Genomic DNA, 18,826 nt, shown 5'->3' with positions numbered 1-18,826 from the left:
GGGGGGGGATGAGTTCGCACTTCCGAGAAGCGGGCGCTATGAGGCATCTGCGAACGCGAGAACGGTCGCTACTAAAGCATTTGATGCAAAAAGGCGGGATCGGGTCGGCTGACGAGCAATGGCTCGACGCCGTGGTCGTGGCCGATCTCGACGACGGCGGCATGGGAAGCTTCCGGATACTGGAGCCGTCGAGCCGCGGTTATGACCGCGTCTTGAGCGAAGTAGAGTTCAACGACGTCGACGGGACGAAGGTCTTGGCATCGCTGTACGTAGACGCGGACGCGGCACCCTGCGAGGTGGACGTGTGGAAGGTGGATTTCTCCCCGTTGAGGACCCTTCCCATGTTCGACGATCGGGAGTCCTCATGATTGAAGAGCAAGGCAATGTTCCCCCTGCCACGGCGTCCTGGCTGCTCGTCGCAGGCCACGTGGACAAGTTGATGGCGCTTGCCGGCATGGTGGGCATGCCTTCACTAGTGAAGATTGACGGACTTCGAGAGGATGGCAGGATCTATACGGTCTTACTGGACGGCACGGCGGATGCGGGGTGTCGCACCTAGGAACTTCTCCCCGTTGACTTCGCAAGCGGGCCCTCGCTAGATTGCGCGAGCGCCGCAATGGCACACAGGGGGGCACGCGATGTCCATGATTGGCTGCTTTGAGCGGGTCAGTGTGTCCCGTGCCCAGCGTTTGCTGATTGATCCAGCGGATCAGGCCGCGAAGCGATCGAACGCTGCCTCGCTCAAAGGTGAGTGACGGATCATGAGGAGGTGGCAGGCGACGGTCTTTTCAAGCATCCTGCTGACCGCGCGGATCGCGTCGGCTGCGCCTGAGGATTGCCCGACACCTGCGGCGCTGCGATATAGCCCGTCCGCGTGGGCTCGTGAGGTCATACTGAGTGACCGATCTGAAGCGTTTCGCTATCCCGGGAGCGCGAGCGTCAACGCGGTTGTATCCGGGTACGACGATATCGTCGTAAGACTGTTGAGTGATCCCGTTCGACGAAAGCGGGAAGGAGCCGATGCCTTACTCGCGGCGATCCAGACCCCCGATCCGCACATGGTGGGATTGATCCTGGCGCTCGGAGTCGACCCTAATGAGGTGCACGGCGGAGGAGCTGGCGCCTTGGCCTACGCGGTAACAGCTGGCGAAAACCGAACGATCTGTCTGCTAGCCGACTACGGTGTTCGCACCTCTGCCGGGATCGCGCCTAGTGTGCCGCTATTGGCGGCGCTCGCGATGGGGAACCTCGATGCCGCACAGCTACTGCGGTTCCTCGGTTATGAGCCTGGCGAGACAGAGCGGAGTCGATTGAAAGCGCTGGCGTCGAAGCGTGGGATGAGCGCGTTGTGGGAAGGCGTTATGCAGCTCGGCAGGGATGAACAGCAGGCGATAAAACTCTGTCATCGTTTGAATGCCGTGCCATCGGCCCCGACGCGGATCGACTAGCCACCGGGAAGAGTGAGATACCAGGATTCTCATGCGTTCGGACGTCGAGCGACAACTAGCCCGGTTCGGGCAGATATCACAAGCCGCTGTCCCCGCAGTGGTCGCCCTTCTGGAAAAGGGCTATGACTTGGTCGGCGCCACCTACGGCGGTGCCGATATACCGCCGGGTGAGAATCCACCAGACTGGTTTCGCTTCATGATGGAAGTTGCCCGCTGCCGATATGGCAGCGCATTTGCGGGAAGTGAACCTCCCCGCGTGTTTGGTCTTGGGCAGAGTTCCATTGAGGCCCGGCTAGCGCCCCTTGGACTTTCTCTTGAAGAGCTCACGAAGCCGGTGAAGGCTCCTGACGTCGAGGGAAAGATCAATACTCAGCCGTGGCTTTGGGGCTACAGTGAGGACAGGCGCAGAAGGCTTCTGTCACAGCGGCAACAAGTTGAGGCTCTAACTTCTCAAGCGCACGGTAGGCATCTGGGGGGGACATCGAATCAGTTGTTGGACGCTGTGGAGATTGAAAGCCGATTCGCAACAGTGGCCGGTGAATTTGGGTTCCGCGTAATTGAAGCGGCGTTCAATTTCAGTACGCTCCTGTACCGACCTACTGACACCGGCATGGGAATTTACCTCGGCGTCAAGGTGCACACCGACAGAAGAATTCCTTACCCTGCCTCCAATTCGCTGGAGGTCATGCCAGATGTCGACTACATCGGTTTGGATTCCTGGTTCGCTCCCTCTTACGAGAGTGGCTGGTTGTTCAAGTCACTTTCTTTGCTCGGGGTCGGTGGCACATATACAACGGGATATGACGGTGCAACCTTTGAGCTTTGCGTGGGTGCGCAGGAGACGTTTCTCCAAGCGGTCCTGCCCACCATTGTTTCTGTCAGCGACCGTGGCACTGAAGCCTGATGAGTGACGTGCAGAGTGCATAGAGGAAGGAGGGAGTGCGATGTCAATGATTGGACGCTTTGAGCGAATTGATGAGGACCGTGCCGAACGTTTGAGCGTCGATCCCGCGGAACAGGCCGCCTTCTTCGAGAGGGGAGGCGAACCAGGCCCGGAGATGCTGGATGTGGACAAGGCGTGGCACGCCATCCATTTTTCGCTTACGGGCGAGGCATGGCCGAACGAGGATCTGCTCTCCATGGCGATATTCGGTGGCGAGCCCTTTGGCGATGACCTTGGATATGGCCCGCCTCGCATGCTGCACACCGCAGACGTGAGATCAGTGGCCGAGGCGCTCGCCGCAGTGGATCCACCGACGATCGCTTCCCAGCTGGACATGGCGCGCCTCGAATCGGCAGAGGTATACCCGGGCGCCTGGCTGAGGGAAGAGGCGAGCAATCGCGACTATATCGCTCACCATCTGCAGCGACTTCGCGCGTTCTACAGCGAGGCCGCTGTCCGGAACGAGGCAGTGATCCTCTGGCTCGCTTGATGCTCGCGTTTGAACAAGCGGAAACTAATCGATCCCTAGCTTCTTCAACTTGTACCGCAGCGCCCGAAACGTAATCCCCAGCTTCTTCGCCGTCGCCGTCTTGTTATACCGCGACTCTTCCAGCGCCTTGATGATCGTGTCGCGCTCGATGTTCGAGATGTAGTCCTCGAGCGAGCCATCCGCACCGGCGACACCGCGCGCGGCCGGCTGCGCGACAGTGGCCGAAGCCACGGTTTCCATCGCGACGGCCGTTACCGGCGTGACATTGCGCTGTGGCAGCATCAGGTCGTCGGCCTCGATCGTGTCGCCTTCGCACATGGCCATGGCACGCTCGAGGATGTTCTCCAGTTCGCGCACATTGCCGGGGAAGTGGTAGGCCTCCAGCGCTGCCAGCGCGTCAGGCTTGAGCTTGCCCGGCGCACCGCCGGATTCGGTGGCAAGCTGGCGCAGGATGAAGTCCGCGAGACGAGGCACATCGCCACGGCGCTCGCGCAGCGGAGGCACGCGCAGTTCGATGACATTGATGCGATAGAACAAGTCCTGTCGGAACAGGCCCTGCTCGACGAGGGCGGCGAGGTTCTTGTGCGTGGCCGAGAGGATGCGCACGTCCACCGGGATCTCGTCGCGACCGCCGATCGGGCGTACGGCCTTTTCCTGGATCGCGCGCAGCAGCTTCACCTGCATGTGCAGGGGCAGTTCGGCGACTTCGTCGAGGAAGAGGGTGCCGCCCTGGGCGGCCTGGAAGAGGCCTTCCTTGTCCGCGTGCGCCCCGGTGAAGCTGCCCTTGCGATGGCCGAAGAACTCGCTCTCCATCAGTTCGGACGGAATGGCGCCGCAGTTCACCGGCACGAAGGCGCCGGCGGAACGCGGGCCCATTTCATGGATGAGCCGCGCGACGAGTTCCTTGCCCACGCCGGACTCGCCGGCGATGTAGACCGGTGCCTGGTTGCGGGCGAGCTTGGCGATCTTGCCGCGTACCTCGGTCATTGCCACTGATTCGCCGATCAGGCGATCCGCACCGGGCGAGCTCTTGTTTCCCGCTTCCGCCTTGCGTTCCTCGGACAGCCGCAGCGCGGTGCGGACGAGGCGTCGCAGGAGCTGGATGTCGACGGGCTTTGAGACGAAGTCGAAGGCGCCGGCCTTGAGCGCGTTGACCGCGGCGTCGACGTTGCCGTACGCCGTGATCATCGCCACCGGCATGTCCGGGAAGCTGGCGGCGATCAGCTCGATGATCTCCTGGCCACTGCCGTCCGGCAGCCGCATGTCGGTGAAGCACAGGTCGTAGCGCCGGGCGGCCAGTGCGCTCCGCGCTTCGGTGACGCTCCCCACGGCGTCGACGTCGAGTTCCATTCGACCGAGAGTGATGGTCAGCAACTCGCGGATGTCCCGCTCGTCGTCAATGACCAGTACGGTCTGCTTGCTCATTAGGTCCGAAAGTTTCGGTGAATGGTCCAAATGTAACCGCCCGGGCGAGATACGCAAAGGGCGCCTTTCACGCGCGGACCGCCACGGGAGCCGCGGCGGCGGTCCGCGCGGGTGGCGTGAGGCTGATCCGGAAGCAGCTGCCGCCGCCGGCCACGCGCACGTACTCGAGGGCCGCCTGGTTCGCTTCCGCCATCTGGCGCGCGAGGTAAAGGCCCAGTCCCGTGCCGTATTCGTGTGTCGTGAAGAACGGCTCGAAGATCTGCGCCGCCACCTTCGGCGGGATACCCGGGCCCCGGTCGATCACTTCGAGGATCGGGATGCCGGCCTCGGAATGCCTCGCCACCAGCATCACGCGGGCGGGCTCCCCGGGCAGCCGGCCGTAGCGCAGGGCGTTCTGCACGAGGTTCCAGATCACCTGCTGGAGGTGCTGCGGGTCGGCCACCGCGGCCACGGGCTCGCTGCCGGACACGGCGCGGAGGATGTCCGAGCCCAGGTCGTTGCCCTGACGGTATTCGGTGACGAAGTGGTGCACCCATTGGCCGAGGTCGAGGGTCTCCGGCCTCGAGCGCTCGCGGCGTGACAGCTGCAGGATGTTCTCGATGATCTCGTTGAGCCGCGAACAATGGTTGTTGATGATCTCGACCATGCGTATGTCGGTATCGTTCATGTCCGTGGATTCGGCCAGCAGCTGCGCGGAGTAGTGGATCGCGGCGAGCGGGTTGCGGATCTCGTGGGCGATCGACGCCGAGAGACGGCCCAGCGAACTCAGCGTCAGCTCTTCCGCGCGGCGCGACACCAGCGACGTGTCGTCGAGGAAGATCAGGACGTGGGAGTCGTCGTTGGGCGCGAGGCGCGTGAAGCGCGGCACCACTTCGGGCGTGCCGTCGGCCAGCATGGTCGCACTCTCGTCCAGCTTGCCGGATGCGCGCCAGTGGTACAGGCGTCGCGAGAGTTCGGGGGCGAGGCTGCCGAGGTCGCGCTGGTCGGCCGAGGGGTTGCCCATCAGCATCCAGGCGGACTCGTTGAGCTGGTGGATGCGATTGCCCTCGTCCACCAGCAGCACGCCGGTTTTCATGCGCCGGATGATGAGCTCGTTCACCTGGGAAAGGTTGGCGAGGTCGATGCCGCGCTGTTCCGCCAGGGCCTCGGAGGCGCGAATGTTGCGGCCGAGGACATAGCAAAGCGAGGCGCAGGCGAAGTAGGCCGCGCCGAACAGGCCATATTCGGCGAACTCCCGATCCGTCGGATCCGTGCCGGTCAGGTCGAACACCGAGTGGCCCAGCATCCCGAGCGTCGCGAGCGCGGCGAAGAACATCGACAGCCGGAACGGCAGGAGCAATGCGCCCGTGGCGATGTTCACGGCCAGCATCATGGCCACGCCCATGCGCACGTCGTGCATGAGCACGAGGGCCAGCAGTGCCGCGGCGACGTCCAGGGTGAGGCCGATCGACACCACCAGCACGGGCCTCCGCAGGCTGGGGCGTGTTCGCGCCACCATGACCAGGGCCGCCAGCAGGTAGGCGAGGGCGAACACCCTGGCGATGACCGGCTCCGGCAGGACCGGCCAGTTCATGTGCTCGGGGCGGAAGGCGAGCGCGGTGTAAACCGCGGCCTGGCCTAGTCGGAAGTAATTGAAAAAGAAGAGTTCGTGGCGCGCGGTGGACTGGTTCGCGCTGACTCGGGCGGCAATCGTCGACGCGGGCGTGGACACCTGGATGCTTCTCCGCCGTGGGCCCCCCGGGGCCGACATGAGGCCCCAGTATAGGGGCGCCGGCCATGGCGGCAAGCCGCGCCGGAGGGCCGTGCGCGGGCGAATGGCCCCGCGCCCCTTTCCATCCGGGGCGCCTTCCGGGAAAATACGCGGCCGTATTGCGACATTTGTGACGCGATCGATCCCCCCTCCCCGTGCGGGCCCCACGGCCGGCGCGCTTTCACACGTTTTCTCCCGTTCGCTCGAGGTATCGAATGAATTTCCACGAGTACCAGGCTAAAGAACTGTTCGCCAAGTACGGCATCGCCGTACCGCCGGGCAAGATTGCCAACTCTCCCGACGCCGCCGTCGATGCCGCCAAGCACCTTGGCGGCACGCAGTGGATGGTGAAGGCCCAGATCCATGCCGGCGGCCGCGGCAAGGCCGGCGGCGTCAAGTTCTGCCGTAGCCTGGACGACGTCCGCGGCGCCGCCAAGGGCATGCTCGGCACGAACATGGAAACCTACCAGTCCGCCGGCCGCGCGCTGCCGGTGAACCTGGTCCTGGTCACCGACGCGACCGACATCGCGAAGGAACTGTACCTGTCGATCCTCACCGATCGCGACACCAAGTCGATCTCGTTCATCGCCTCCAAGCACGGCGGCGTGGACATCGAGCAGGTGGCGCACGACACGCCGGAAGACATCCACACCATCGTGGTGGATTACGTCGAAGGCCTGCAGCCGTACCAGTGCCGCGACCTCGGGTTCAAGATGGACCTGAATCCGAAGCAGGTGACCCAGCTCGTCAAGATCATGATGGGCCTGTACAAGCTCTTCAACGAGAAGGACCTCGCCCTCGTCGAGCTGAACCCGCTGGCGATCCTTGCCGACGGCAACCTCGCCGCCCTCGACGGCAAGGTCAACTCCGACGACAACGCCGAGTTCCGCCACGCCGACCTCGCCGCCATGCGCGACCTGACGCAGGAAGACGCCGCCGAAGCGGCCGCCGTCCAGCACAACCTCAACTACGTCACGATGGACGGCACGATCGGCTGCATGGTCAACGGTGCCGGCCTCGCGATGGCCACGATGGACGTGATCAAGCTGGCAGGCGGCGAGCCGGCCAACTTCCTCGACGTCGGCGGCGGTGCCACCAAGGAACGCGTCACCGAGGCGTTCAAGCTCATCCTCTCGTCGGACAAGGTGAAGGCCATCCTGGTCAACATCTTCGGCGGCATCGTGCGTTGCGACCTGATTGCCGAAGGCATCATCGCGGCCGTGAAGGAAGTGGGCCTGAAGATTCCGGTGGTCGTGCGCCTGCAGGGCACCAATGTCGAGAAGGGCCGCGAACTGCTGGCCAACTCGGGCCTGGCGATCACGCCGGCCGACGATCTCAACGATGCGGCCCAAAAGGCCGTGGCCGCCGCGGCCTGAGGAGCGAAAGCAACATGAGCGTCCTGATCAACAAGAACACCAAGGTCCTCGTCCAGGGTTTCACCGGACAGCAGGGCACCTTCCACGCCGAACAGGCGATCGACTACGGCACCAAGGTCGTCGGTGGCGTCACCCCGGGCAAGGGCGGCTCCGAGCACATCGGTCTGCCGGTCTTCAACACCGTGCGTGACGCCGTCGACCAGACGGGCGCCGACGCGTCGGTGATCTTCGTGCCGCCTCCGTTCGCGGCCGACTCGATCCTCGAAGCCATCGACGGTGGCATCAAGGTCATCGTGGCGATCACCGAGGGCATCCCGGTGCTCGACATGATGCGCGTGAAGAACGTGCTGAAGTCGCACCCGGACGTCGTGCTGGTCGGTCCGAACTGCCCGGGCGTCATCACGCCGGGCGAGTGCAAGATCGGCATCATGCCGGGCCACATCCACAAGCCGGGCAAGGTCGGCATCGTTTCGCGATCGGGCACCCTGACGTATGAAGCGGTGTTCCAGACCACGAACGAAGGCCTGGGCCAGTCGACCTGCATCGGCATCGGCGGCGACCCGATCAACGGTCTCAGCTTCATCGACTGCCTGAAGCTCTTCCAGGACGACCCGCAGACCGAAGGCATCATCATGGTCGGCGAGATCGGCGGCAGCGCCGAGGAAGACGCCGCCGAGTTCATCGGCCAGTACGTGAAGAAGCCGGTCGTCTCCTTCATCGCGGGCGCCTCGGCTCCTCCGGGCAAGCGCATGGGCCACGCCGGCGCCATCATCTCCGGCGGCAAGGGCACCGCGGCGGCGAAGTTCGCCGCGCTGGAGAAGGCGGGCGTGACCACGGTCAAGTCCCCGGCCGACCTCGGCAAGACGCTTGCGGGTTTGATGAAGTAAGACCTCGCGCACCTCGGTGCACGACAGGAGCCGCGGCCGAAAGGCCGCGGCTTTCTTTTTGTCGTGAAGACATCTAGACGTCCAAACGCTTGACATGGCCATATGGCACCGTGCTACGGTTGCGCACCGCAGCAAAAAACGAGGGGTCGTCATGCGTCACCCTGAACTCGTTAATCCCGGCTCCACGCGCGTGCGCCTCGCCGCCGTGCGATGTTGTTGTCGCCGCTGATCCAGCGGCCTCGGCGCTGACCGGCATGGCCGCCTAAGCGCTACTGCGTTTCCGATCCGAACCATCCACGCCTCGCAGGCGTAACGGGCGAGTTCGCCCGTGCACCGGCAAGCCGCTGCGATCGACCCATCGCCCTCGCAAGGGGAAGGCGATGCGGCCGGGCTTGCCCTTCCATCCACGATCAAGGGTTTTCATGAACAAGTTGTCGTTGCAGCGGTCGCTGTTGGCCGCCGCGGTGTTTTCCGCGTTCTCAGGGGCCGTGCTGGCGCAGTCCACCACGGGGTCGATCTATGGCCAGGTGCAGGCGGCCGAGGGCGATGTCGTCCGCGTCGTGAACGACACGGGCCTCACTCGCGACGTGCCCATCGACGCGCGCGGTCGCTATTCGGTGGCGCAGCTGCCGCTGGGCACTTACACCGTGTCCGTCATCCACGGCGGTGCGCCGGTGCAGAGCCGGGAGAACGTGGCCCTGCGCGTCGGCTCCGGTGTCGAAGTGTCGTTCGTGCAGCAGTCCGTGCAGGATCTCGGTGGCGTCAACGTTTCCGCGAACGCCTTGCCGGCGATCGACGTATCCACGGTCGACTCGCGAACGGTAGTGACATCGCAGCAGCTGGCAAGGCTGCCGCTGGGCCGGAGTTCGGAAGCGATCGCGCTGCTGGCACCGGGCGCCGTGAACAACAGCGGCAGCTACACGAGTGCCACGGGCAACTCGCTGGTCTCCTTCGGTGGTTCCGCGGCGAGCGAGAACGCGTACTACGTCAACGGCTTCAACACCACCGATCCGCTGCGGGGCTTCGGCGGCATTTCATTGCCCTATGGGGCCATCGAGCAGCAGGAGGTGTACACGGGCGGGTACAGCGCGCAGTACGGTCGCTCGGATGGCGGCGTCATCAACGTTGTCGGCAAGCGCGGCACGAACGAATGGCATGCGGGCGCGCAGTTGATCTGGGAGCCGAACGGTCTCCGTGCGCGCGAGAAGGACAGCTACTACACCAACGGCCTGCCGCCGCAGCCGAAGGCCGGCAACCTCTACGCGCCGAACCGCGCCAACAGCGTAACGTCCACGACGGCCAGTCTTTATGCAGGCGGTCCGCTCATCAAGGACAAGCTGTTCCTCTTCGCTGCCGCGGAGGTGGAACGGCAGACCGGCAACGCCGTGAGTAACGTAACGCTGCCGCAATCGCCCGACCGCGACTATAGGTATCAACTGCCGCGCTGGTACGCCAAGCTGGATTGGAACATCACCGATGCGAACATCCTCGAACTGACCGGTGCCTCGGACAAGTCCGAGCGCTCGGGCACGATCTACGACTACGATTACGCGGACCGCCAGCGTGGCGAGCGGCTCTCCGGCGCCAACGACGAAAAGTTCGGTGGCGATGTGTACACGGCCAAGTACACCGGCTACCTCACCGACAATCTCACGATCAGCGCGCAGTACGGCAAGATGCGCACCGTAAACTACGTCGTGCCCTCGGGTTACAACGCCGATGCGGTGTACATCGCCGGGCAGGACTTCCAGAACCCCGCCTATACCGGTGGGGTGGCCCGCGAGAACGGACAGACCGTCGCATCGCTGGCAAACCCCAACCGCGGCAACGAAACGACGAACACGCGCTTCGACATCCATTACACCCTCGGCGACCACACGATCACCGCCGGCATCGACAACCAGCAAGCCCGCGCGCGCGACCAGGGTACGTCGAGCTCCGGTCCCGGCTACATCTGGACCTACAACCAGAGCGCACCAGGCCTTCCGATCTCCACCGGCCTCGGCGTGGATGCGCCCGGAAACTATCCCGGTGGCGAGGAGGGCTACTACGTGGTGCGCGGCGTATCGTCCAGCCTCGCCACCGTGCGTTCGAGCCAGCGTGCCCAATACATCGAGGACGCATGGCAGGTCAGCGACCGTTGGTTGCTCACGCTGGGGCTTCGCAACGACCAATTCTCCAACTACAACGCCGACAGCCAGGTCTACATCAAGCAGACGTCGCCGCAATGGGCGCCGCGGCTCGGTTTCAGCTGGGACGTGAATGGCGACTCGACCTTCAAGGTCTACGGTAACGCCGGTCGCTACTACCTCGGGCTTCCGCTCAATCCCGCGCTCAACGCAGCGGGTGGTGCGTTGTCGACGTCGCAGTACTTCACGTATACCGGCATTGCCGGCGATGGCCAGCCCACGGGCCTCACGGCGATCGCACCCGGTGTCCCCGTCTCGTCGAACAACTACTTCGGCCAGCTTCCCGATCCCAAGACGGTCGCCGCCAAGGGCATGAAGGCGGAGAACCAGGACGAATACATCCTCGGCTTCACGAAGACCTTCGGCAGCGACTGGGTCTATGGCGCCAAGCTGACCTACCGGAAGCTGCGCAATGCGATCGACGACTACTGCGACATCGACCGCATCGTCGCGAAGGGGCAATCGCTCGGGTTGGATATCGACACCAACCAGGTCAACAGCTGCTACCTCTTCAACCCGGGACAGGCCAATACGTTCACCCTGCTCGATGCATCCGGCAACCATGTCGAGGTGCCGGTCAGCAACAAGGAGCTGGGATTCCAGGGGCTGAAGCGCAAGTACTACAGCCTGGAGCTCTTGCTGGAGCATCCGTTCGACGGCACGTGGTACGCGCGGGCGAGCTATGTGTTCTCGCGTAGCTACGGCAATACGGAGGGGCAACTTCGCTCCGACCTCAACCAGACTGCGGCGTCGACCAGCGAGGACTGGGACAACGCGGAAGTGATGGAACATAACAACGGCCCGCAGAGCAACGACCACACGCACCAGTTCAAGGTGTTCGGCTATTGGCAGATCGCGCCGGAGTGGCTGGCGTCGGCGAACGTGAGCCTCGTGTCGGGCACGCCGCGGCATTGCCTCGGGTATTACGGCCCCGATCATTCCGACCCCGCCGGCTATGGGAGCAATTACCACTACTGCGATGGCGAACCGTCGCCCCCGGGCGAGCAGGGACGCTTGCCGTGGATTCGCCAGATCGACCTCGGCCTGACGTGGCGGCCCTCGTTTGGCGACGGGAAGCTGGCGTTCAATGCGAACGTCTTCAACCTGCTCAACGAGCGGCGCGCGTTGCAGAAGTACCCGTACTCGGAAGCGGGCCCAGGCTTGCCCGAACCCGCGTACGGCGTGATCACCGCGCGGCAGGAGCCGCGCTATGGTCGCCTGAGCGTGTCGTACGACTTCTGAGGTAACAGGGCGCCAGACCCAGGCCAGGATGGCCCGCGGGAGAACCTAAGCTTGCGCTGGGGTTGCGGAAAGGGGCGGGAAAGAACCCGGGATTACGGTGCACGTCGAACCTTCCGACGTGCACTCCGATGACCCTGCCTCAATGGACCGTGCTTTGCGACTTCGACGGCACGATCTCCGTGGAAGACGTGATCGACTCCCTGCTGGACCGCTACGGGCGGCCCGGTTGGGAAACGCTCGAGAACGACTGGCGCGCCGGCCGCATCGGCTCGCGCGCCTGCATGAGCGGGCAAGTGGCACTGCTCGACATGAGCGCGACCGAACTCGATGCGCACCTTGCCGAGGTGCGCATCGACCATGCCTTTCCCGCCTTCGTGGCGAAGGCCCGCGACCTTGACGTGCCCATTCATGTGGTGAGCGACGGCCTGGACCTTGCGATCCGCCGCATCCTCGACCGTCACGGCCTCGGCGACCTGCCGGTATGGGCAACCATCTCTCGCCCGGCCCCGCCGGGAAGCGCTGGACGCTGGCGTCGCCACACGCCGCGCCGGGCTGCGCCAGCGGTACCTGCAAATGCACGGCAGTGGCCCGCCACCGCGCGGACGGTGCGCGACGGACGCTATTGATCGGCGACGGCGCATCGGACTTCTGTGCCGCCGATCGCGTCGATTTCGTCTTCGCCAAACATCGCCTGATCGAGCACTGCCGTGCCGCCGGTATCCCGTATTTCCCCATTACCGGATTCGAGGAAGCGCTGGCCCTGCTGCCGGCCCTCATCGCAGGCGAACTCGTCGGCCTCCCGACGCCTCCTGTTTCCGCAAACGCCGCCGCCTGACCCCCGGAAGAGCCACCCATGACCCTCCTCGAAAAACACATCGCCGTGACCGTCGACGACGCGCAGCTGCTCGCCGACGAGGCGCGGTACAGCTCGTTTGGCGACACGGTGCACTATGTCGACCCGCCGAAAATCTTCCGCCGCTGCGAAGGCAGCTGGATGTACGACAGCGCGGAGGTGCCGTTCCTCGACCTGCAGATGTGGTATTCCGCGGTCAACTTCGGTTACGGCAATCCCCGCCTCATCGACGTGCTCAAGCACCAGCTCGACACCTTGCCGCAGGTGGCGAGCCAGTACCTCCACCCGACCCGCATCGAGTTGGCCAAGACGATCGCGCTCGACGTGGAAGGCAAGTTCGGTTGCAAGGGGCGCGTGCACTTCAACGTGGGCGGTGCACAGGCGATCGAGGATTCGCTGAAGATCGTGCGCAATGTCAGGCAGGGCAAGAGCCTGATGTTCGCCTTCGAAGGCGGATACCACGGTCGAACCCTGGGTGCATCGTCCATCACCTCCAGTTACCGCTATCGCCGCCGCTTCGGGCATTTCGGCGAGCGCGCCATGTTCATTCCGTTCCCGTATCCGTTCCGCCGTCCGAAGGGCATGACGCCGGAGGACTATTCCGACGCTTGCGTGCGCCAGTTCGCGCGGCTTTTCGAAACCGAATACAACGGCGTATGGGACCCGAAAGTGGGGCAGGCCGAATACGCGGCCTTCTACGTGGAGCCGATCCAGGGCACCGGCGGCTACGTGATCCCCCCGGCGAATTTCTTCCGCGACCTCAAGAAGGTGCTGGACCAATACGGCATCCTGATGGTGGTGGACGAGATCCAGATGGGGTTCTGGCGCACCGGCAAGCTGTGGTCCATCGAGCATTTCGGCGTGACGCCGGACGTGCTGGTGTTCGGCAAGGCGTTGACCAACGGACTCAATCCCCTCTCGGGCCTGTGGGCACGCGAGGAACTGATCAATCCCACGATCTTCCCGCCGGGTTCCACGCACTCCACGTTCAATTCGAATCCGCTCGGGACGGCGCTGGGTCTCGAGGTCATCCGGATGGGTTACGAACTGGACTACGCCACCAGCGTGCCTGCCAAGGGCGCCCATTTCCTCGACGGCCTGCGCGACCTGCAGAAGCGCCACAAGGAAATCGGTGACGTCGACGGCCTGGGCCTGGCCTTGCGTGCGGAGATTTGCATGGAGGACGGTTTCACGCCCAACAAGGAACTGCTGGATCGGATGGTGGATATCGGTTTGGCCGGGGACCTCGAGCACAACGGAAAGAAGGTCGGCCTCGTGCTCGACGTGGGCGGCTGGTACAAGAACGTCATCACGCTCGCCCCGTCGCTGGACATCACCCATGAGGAGATCGATCTGGCGATCTCGCTGCTTGACCAGTTGCTGACCCGCGCGAAGCGTCGCTGAGCATGCCGGTGGCGGTGACGTCCCGTGACCGCCTCCTTGCCGGACAAGGCGAGCTGCCTGCCTGCACCGCCCTCGAACCCGCGGTGCTGGTGGAGCATTTCCTGGCACATCCGCCCGCCGGGTTCACGGCACGCCGCTCGCCGTCGGGTCTTCCGACCTTCCTCGCGCCCTTCGACCTGCTGACCACCGCCGATGACGCGTTGCGCCAGCGGGTCGTCGCGTTGCCGTTGTATCGGCGTTGGGGCCGCCTCCTGCGTTGGCGCACCCGCTTCGTGGGTTGCACCGTGACCGAGTACACACCCTTGCCGGCGCGCGGGGACCCGGATGCGCTCGTCGAGGAACTGCTCGCCCTGCACGGGCGCGAGCGTGCCTTGCTCGTTGTCAAAGACCTGCCGGCGGAATCGCCGCTGCTGGGCGCGGCCGCGAACGCGCGGGCTGCGGATTTCGCCGCCGCGCTTGCGGCACGCGGCTTCGTGCTGCTCGACGGCATGGACCTGGCGTGGCTGCCGGTCGATTTCGACTCGATCGACGACTACCTCGCCCGCTTGTCCGCGGCGCGGCGAAAGAATATCCGGCGCAAGTTGCGGTCCCGCGCCCAGTTGGACGTGGAGGCGGTGCCGACCGGTGCCGACTGTTTCCTCCAGTCGCGCTTGATGGACGAATGTTATGCGCTCTACCGCAACGTGCATGCGCAGAGCGAGATCCAGTTCGACCTGATGGACAGACCCTTGCTTGCGGCCCTGCTGCGCGACGGCGCGACTGCCGGCATCGTCTTCATGTACCGCGCCGATGGGCACCTGATCGGCTGGAACCTCTGCTATGCCTACGCTGGCATGCTTATCGACAAGTACGTCGGCTTCGCGTACCCGCAGGCACGGGAGTACAACCTGTACACGGTCAGCTGGATGCATAACGTGGAATACGCGCGTCAGCGCGGCTTGACCCACTATGTCGCGGGCTGGACGGACCCCGAGGTCAAGTCACAGCTGGGCGCGAGGCTGAGCCGCACCCGACATGCCGTCTACCTGCGCAATCCGTTGCTGCGCGCCTTGTTTCGCCGCATCGCGCATCGCTTCGAGGCTCCGCCGTCTTCCGCGAACGGCGCGGCGCAAAGCGAATGAACACGCCGGTCGTGCTCGACATCGACGGCTCCGTCGGGCCGCTCGCCGGCGGACACGTACTGGCCCTGGCGGACTGGCAGGAAACACTCCGTTTCGGCTGCTCCGTCCGCTCGCTGGCGCGGTTCGACCGCCTGCTCGACGGCCTCCTGCCGCAAGACCACGGCACGGTGATGCTGGGTAGCGGCGACTTCCATCACCTGAGCTGGCCGCTGATTGCGCGCGTGCCTCGCGGGCGGGTCTTCCAGGTGGTGGTGCTGGACAACCATCCGGACAACATGCGTTTTCCCTTCGGCGTGCACTGCGGCTCGTGGGTTCGCCGGGTGGCGCGGTTGCCTCAGGTCAGCCATGTACACGTGGTCGGCATCACCTCGTCCGATATCGCCGCGGCCCATGCCTGGGAGAATTACCGCGGGCCCCTTCGGGCCGGGCGCTTGACCTATTGGAGCGTCGGCGTGGATACCGCGTGGGCCACGCGCGCCGGACTCGGTCATGCGTTCCGCGGGTTCGGCACGGTTGCCGATCTCGTCGAAGCCTTCCGTCGCCTCCAGTTGTCGCATCCGCAACCGGCTTACCTTTCGATCGACAAGGACGTGTTCTCGGAGGAAGTGGTGCGCACCAACTGGGACCAGGGCCAGTTGCGGCTCGACGATGCCCTCGCCCTGATCGACAGCCTGCGTGGCGGGCTGGTGGGAAGCGACATTACCGGCGAAATTTCCGCGTATCGCTACCGTCGCTGGTGGAAGCGCCGGCTGTCGGCCATGGATGCACAACCGGCTTTCGCCGCCCATGACCTGGGCCCGTGGCAGGTGCGGCAGCATGCGCTGAATGCGGTATTGCTCGACGCGATCAGGCGCCGCGCTCGAGCACGCTCTCGATAACGAAGGCAATCCGCTCGAACGTGGCATCGTCGAGCCATGGACTGTTGGTGACGGTGAGCGTGCGCCGCGCGAAGTCACGTGCGTTGGGCATGGGTTCTCGCGGCACCCGGTCCGCCAGGTAGGAATAGTCGGGAAGGGCGTGCACGAACATTCGGCTGACGCCCACGCCGATGCTCCAGAGCCGCTCCAGCACGGCGTCCCTGCGCGCCTCGTCCGCCAGGCGCAACAGCAGGACGGGCCAACTACCTTGCGCCTCCTCGCGGGGCGTGAGCACGTCGAGCCCGGCGATGCGTTGCAAGCGGGCGACACGCCGGCAAGCCAGGGCGCGACGCTCGGCAAGGAAGGCGGGCCAGCGAGCGGCCGCGCGGGTACCGACGCCTTGGCGCCAGTGTCCCACGCGATGTATCGGGATATCCGGACCGAAACGATCGCCAACCGCGCTGACGGGATCGCCCCGCAGCAAATGGCGCCGTAGCGGAAGGCCATACGCGAGGGCGAGTCCGCTGGGGCGATACGCCAGGGCGAGTGCGGCCAGCGCCACGGTACGACGCAGTTCCCACCCGCGGTCATGCGGTGCCATCGCGTCGTGCGTGCGGCGCAGCGCGTCGCGCAACGTGGCGTCGCGTGCTGCCAGCAATCCACCTTCGTAGATCGACAAACCCTTGCCCGCGGCGAGGCTGAAGAAACCCGCGTCGCCGCGGAGGGCGACGCTCTGCCCACGGTCGGATGCTCCCAGCGCCTGAGCGGCGTCCTCGATGACGAACGCGCCTCGCCCCCAGGCGATGTCACACGCCGTGTCGACATCCGCGACGAGTCCGGCCAGGTGGGTCGGGACGACCGCCAGGGTATCGTCGCGGCAGGCCTCTGCCAGCGCATCCGGTGCCATGTCGAAATGCCCGGGCCGGGTATCGCAGAGTCGCAGTTGCAAGCCCAGACGGTGTACCGCTATGGCCACCAGTGGGCAGGTGTACGCCGGCACCACCACGACGCGGCGCCGCGGTGCGCGTTCGCTCAGTGTGCGCAATGCCACCATCAGCGCGACGGTGCCGGAACAGGTCAGCAGGAGGGGTGGCGTACCGAGTTGCGCGGCGGCCGTCTCGGACAAGGCGGCGCGCCCGGGGACCAGGTCGGCGATGCGCAGCGGCAGCCCGGCGGTCGGTGGAAGCTCGTGGAGGACGCGTCGGCGCACGCTGCTCAACTCGGCAGACCGGAGGGTTCCTCCGGAGTGTCGCCCTCCGCCGCGCCAAGACAGAGGATGCCGGCCACGATCAGGGCGGCTCCGGCAAGACGTGCCAGGGTCAGCGGCTCATGCAGCAACCACGCCGACAGCAGCATCACGCTCACCATCTCCAGGTGCGAAGCGGCGAACGCGGGTCCGATCGGTGCGTGCTTGAGCAAGCTCATCCAGGTGAAGAATGCGCCGACATAACCCGCCAGCGCGCCGAAGATCCACGGTTGACCGAAGACGCGCGACAGCCATGCCAGGTCCGCCGCCACCGGCAACGCGTGGATGCCGGCCAGCTTGAAGGAGAGCTGCGCCAGTGTGTCGAACGCCATCAACAGCAGGAAGCCGAACACGTAGAAGCGCCTCATCCACCCGCCCCCACGACGGCCACGCCCATGCTGATCAGGACGATGCCGAGGACACGCAGCGGGGTGAGTTTCTCGTGGAAGAGAAGCCGGCCCGCGAGCGTCACCACCACGATGTTGATCGAGCCGAGCAGTACGCCTTTCGACAATGGCACGAACGACAGGAAGGCGATCCACGCAAGGAACTCCACCACATAACAGCCCATGCCGAGCCACAACCACGGACGGGTGGCCATGTGGCGCCAGCGCGCGAGTCCGTCGCCCGCGTGTGGATCTCCCGCCGCGGCCTTGAAGGACAACTGCCCGACGGTGTCGAACACCATGTTGGCCGCCCACAAGGCGAGGGTCGACGGCGCCATCGTCGTCATCCCGCCAAGGCGGTGGCGCGTCGCGCCGGCGCGATGGTGTTGAAAAAGCGGACGGAATGGTCGATCAACGTGCGCCGCTGCCTGTCGATCGTGATCATGTGGTAGCTATCGTCGAGCAGGAGCAGCTGTGCCGGCGCACTGACCCGTCGGATGACCAGCCTGGCGTTCCTCACGCTCGCGACGTCGTCTTCGCTCGCATGCGCCACCAGGCAGGGGGCGACGACATCGCCGAGTTGCCGGCGCACCTCTTTCGACAACCGGCGAAGGTCAGCCAGCGAATGCCATGGATTGCCAGGAAGCCCCGCGAGCGTGCTGTCCCCGCTGTTCATGGCCGCGCTGACCTGCGCGCGGAGCCGCTCGTCGCGCAGTCCATACGGAGGCTGCTCGATGAACATTCGTTCGCGTGCGATACCGAGGCGCTTGATCAGCGGAAGCACGAAGGACAAGCGCGCCTTCCACGGAATGCTCCAGCCGTCGTAGCGAAACGTGGCGCCGTATACACCGACACCGGCGATGTCGTCCGGCCGCTCCGCGGCGAGTTTCAGCGCGAGCAGCGCTCCCATCGACAGGCCCCCCACGAACAGGTGGTCGACCTTCGCCCGCAGCGCGTCGGCGGCGCGTTCCACGCTCGCGTACCAGTCCCGCCAATCGGTGGCGAGCAGGTCCTCCGCGTCCCCGCAATGGCCCGCCAGCTGCATGCCGTGCACGGTGAAGCCGGCGCGGTTCAAGCCCTTGCCCAGCATGCGCATTTCCGTCGGCGTCCCGGTCAGGCCGTGGATCAGCAGGACGCCGCGACGGTCGCCTTCAAGGAAGAAATCGGTCTGGCGGATCACGTGGCTGTCCAGGATGGGTCATGCGCAAG

17 protein-coding genes and 1 pseudogene are annotated in these 18,826 nt (G+C 65.1%); 12 read left to right on the top strand and 6 right to left on the bottom strand.

The features are described from left to right. The first annotated feature begins 8 nt into the window (after nucleotides 1–8). The 5 genes from ACQKIE_RS16580 to ACQKIE_RS16560 all read left to right on the top strand — a co-directional run bounded on the left by ACQKIE_RS16580 (nucleotide 9) and on the right by ACQKIE_RS16560 (nucleotide 2,881). Nucleotides 9–368 (top strand): DUF6984 family protein, encoded by a 360-nt coding sequence (locus ACQKIE_RS16580; protein ID WP_427461132.1) that lies wholly within the window; start codon nucleotides 9–11, stop codon nucleotides 366–368. Then, on the top strand, nucleotides 365–559 hold the full coding sequence (locus ACQKIE_RS16575; protein ID WP_427461130.1) for a hypothetical protein: 195 nt from the start codon (nucleotides 365–367) through the stop codon (nucleotides 557–559). Before ACQKIE_RS16580 ends, ACQKIE_RS16575 begins: the two co-directional genes overlap by 4 nt. Before the next feature lie 202 nt (nucleotides 560–761). Beyond that, complete coding sequence (locus ACQKIE_RS16570) at nucleotides 762–1,448, top strand: hypothetical protein (RefSeq protein ID WP_427461128.1); 687 nt, start codon at nucleotides 762–764, stop codon at nucleotides 1,446–1,448. A gap of 31 nt (nucleotides 1,449–1,479) precedes the next feature. Further along, entirely contained in the window at nucleotides 1,480–2,352 is an 873-nt protein-coding gene (locus ACQKIE_RS16565; protein ID WP_427461126.1) for a hypothetical protein, read from the top strand. 40 nt (nucleotides 2,353–2,392) lie between these two features. Further along, nucleotides 2,393–2,881, top strand: coding sequence for a YfbM family protein (locus ACQKIE_RS16560; RefSeq protein ID WP_427461124.1), 489 nt, complete (start codon nucleotides 2,393–2,395; stop codon nucleotides 2,879–2,881). Nucleotides 2,882–2,905: 24 nt separating this feature from the next. Here ACQKIE_RS16560 and ACQKIE_RS16555 read toward each other — a convergent pair whose 3' ends face one another. Beyond that, nucleotides 2,906–4,306: a sigma-54-dependent transcriptional regulator gene (locus ACQKIE_RS16555; RefSeq protein WP_427461122.1), complete on the bottom strand. Its 1,401-nt coding sequence runs from the start codon at nucleotides 4,304–4,306 to the stop codon at nucleotides 2,906–2,908. A 67-nt stretch (nucleotides 4,307–4,373) separates the two neighbouring features. Beyond that, on the bottom strand, nucleotides 4,374–6,017 hold the full coding sequence (locus tag ACQKIE_RS16550) for a sensor histidine kinase (RefSeq protein WP_427461120.1): 1,644 nt from the start codon (nucleotides 6,015–6,017) through the stop codon (nucleotides 4,374–4,376). A 254-nt stretch (nucleotides 6,018–6,271) separates the two neighbouring features. On the opposite strand from ACQKIE_RS16550, the gene sucC reads away from it, so the two are divergent. From sucC to ACQKIE_RS16515, 7 genes and pseudogenes are all read left to right on the top strand, one after another. After that, nucleotides 6,272–7,432 (top strand): ADP-forming succinate--CoA ligase subunit beta, encoded by a 1,161-nt coding sequence (sucC, locus tag ACQKIE_RS16545; RefSeq protein ID WP_427461118.1) that lies wholly within the window; start codon nucleotides 6,272–6,274, stop codon nucleotides 7,430–7,432. A 14-nt stretch (nucleotides 7,433–7,446) separates the two neighbouring features. Beyond that, a complete protein-coding gene (gene sucD, locus ACQKIE_RS16540; protein ID WP_427461116.1) occupies nucleotides 7,447–8,319 on the top strand; it encodes a succinate--CoA ligase subunit alpha in 873 nt (290 codons plus the stop codon). Between the two features lie 422 nt (nucleotides 8,320–8,741). Continuing rightward, nucleotides 8,742–11,750, top strand: coding sequence for a TonB-dependent receptor (locus tag ACQKIE_RS16535; RefSeq protein ID WP_427461114.1), 3,009 nt, complete (start codon nucleotides 8,742–8,744; stop codon nucleotides 11,748–11,750). Between the two features lie 128 nt (nucleotides 11,751–11,878). Then, nucleotides 11,879–12,585, top strand: a pseudogene (locus ACQKIE_RS16530) (MtnX-like HAD-IB family phosphatase). 18 nt (nucleotides 12,586–12,603) lie between these two features. Beyond that, nucleotides 12,604–14,007, top strand: a complete 1,404-nt coding sequence (locus tag ACQKIE_RS16525) for an aspartate aminotransferase family protein (protein WP_427461112.1) — start codon at nucleotides 12,604–12,606, stop codon at nucleotides 14,005–14,007. 53 nt (nucleotides 14,008–14,060) lie between these two features. Then, nucleotides 14,061–15,128, top strand: coding sequence for a GNAT family N-acetyltransferase (locus tag ACQKIE_RS16520; RefSeq protein WP_427461354.1), 1,068 nt, complete (start codon nucleotides 14,061–14,063; stop codon nucleotides 15,126–15,128). Next, the gene (locus ACQKIE_RS16515) at nucleotides 15,125–16,006 is read left to right on the top strand and encodes a hypothetical protein (RefSeq protein WP_427461110.1); all 882 of its coding nucleotides are present in this window, start codon (nucleotides 15,125–15,127) and stop codon (nucleotides 16,004–16,006) included. The genes ACQKIE_RS16520 and ACQKIE_RS16515 overlap by 4 nt, the downstream gene beginning before the upstream one ends. Here ACQKIE_RS16515 and ACQKIE_RS16510 read toward each other — a convergent pair. Genes ACQKIE_RS16510 through ACQKIE_RS16495 form a run of 4 tightly spaced genes read right to left on the bottom strand, consistent with a single transcriptional unit; the run spans nucleotide 15,975 to nucleotide 18,797 of the window. Further along, nucleotides 15,975–17,195 carry a DegT/DnrJ/EryC1/StrS family aminotransferase gene (locus ACQKIE_RS16510; protein ID WP_427461108.1) on the bottom strand — a complete coding sequence of 407 codons (1,221 nt, stop codon included), beginning with the start codon at nucleotides 17,193–17,195 and terminating at the stop codon, nucleotides 15,975–15,977. The two genes, ACQKIE_RS16515 and ACQKIE_RS16510, sit on opposite strands and share 32 nt — an antisense overlap. 5 nt (nucleotides 17,196–17,200) lie before the next feature. After that, a complete protein-coding gene (locus ACQKIE_RS16505) occupies nucleotides 17,201–17,599 on the bottom strand; it encodes a DMT family transporter (RefSeq protein WP_427461106.1) in 399 nt (132 codons plus the stop codon). Continuing rightward, complete coding sequence (locus tag ACQKIE_RS16500; RefSeq protein WP_427461104.1) at nucleotides 17,596–17,955, bottom strand: EamA family transporter; 360 nt, start codon at nucleotides 17,953–17,955, stop codon at nucleotides 17,596–17,598. Before ACQKIE_RS16500 ends, ACQKIE_RS16505 begins: the two co-directional genes overlap by 4 nt. Before the next feature lie 5 nt (nucleotides 17,956–17,960). Further along, nucleotides 17,961–18,797, bottom strand: a complete 837-nt coding sequence (locus ACQKIE_RS16495) for an alpha/beta hydrolase (RefSeq protein ID WP_427461102.1) — start codon at nucleotides 18,795–18,797, stop codon at nucleotides 17,961–17,963. Between the last annotated feature and the right edge of the window lie 29 nt (nucleotides 18,798–18,826).

The sequence above is a fragment of the Luteibacter sp. NPDC031894 genome, from assembly GCF_050273135.1.
GTDB lineage: Bacteria > Pseudomonadota > Gammaproteobacteria > Xanthomonadales > Rhodanobacteraceae > Luteibacter.
This window is presented reverse-complemented; position numbering and strand designations above follow the sequence as displayed.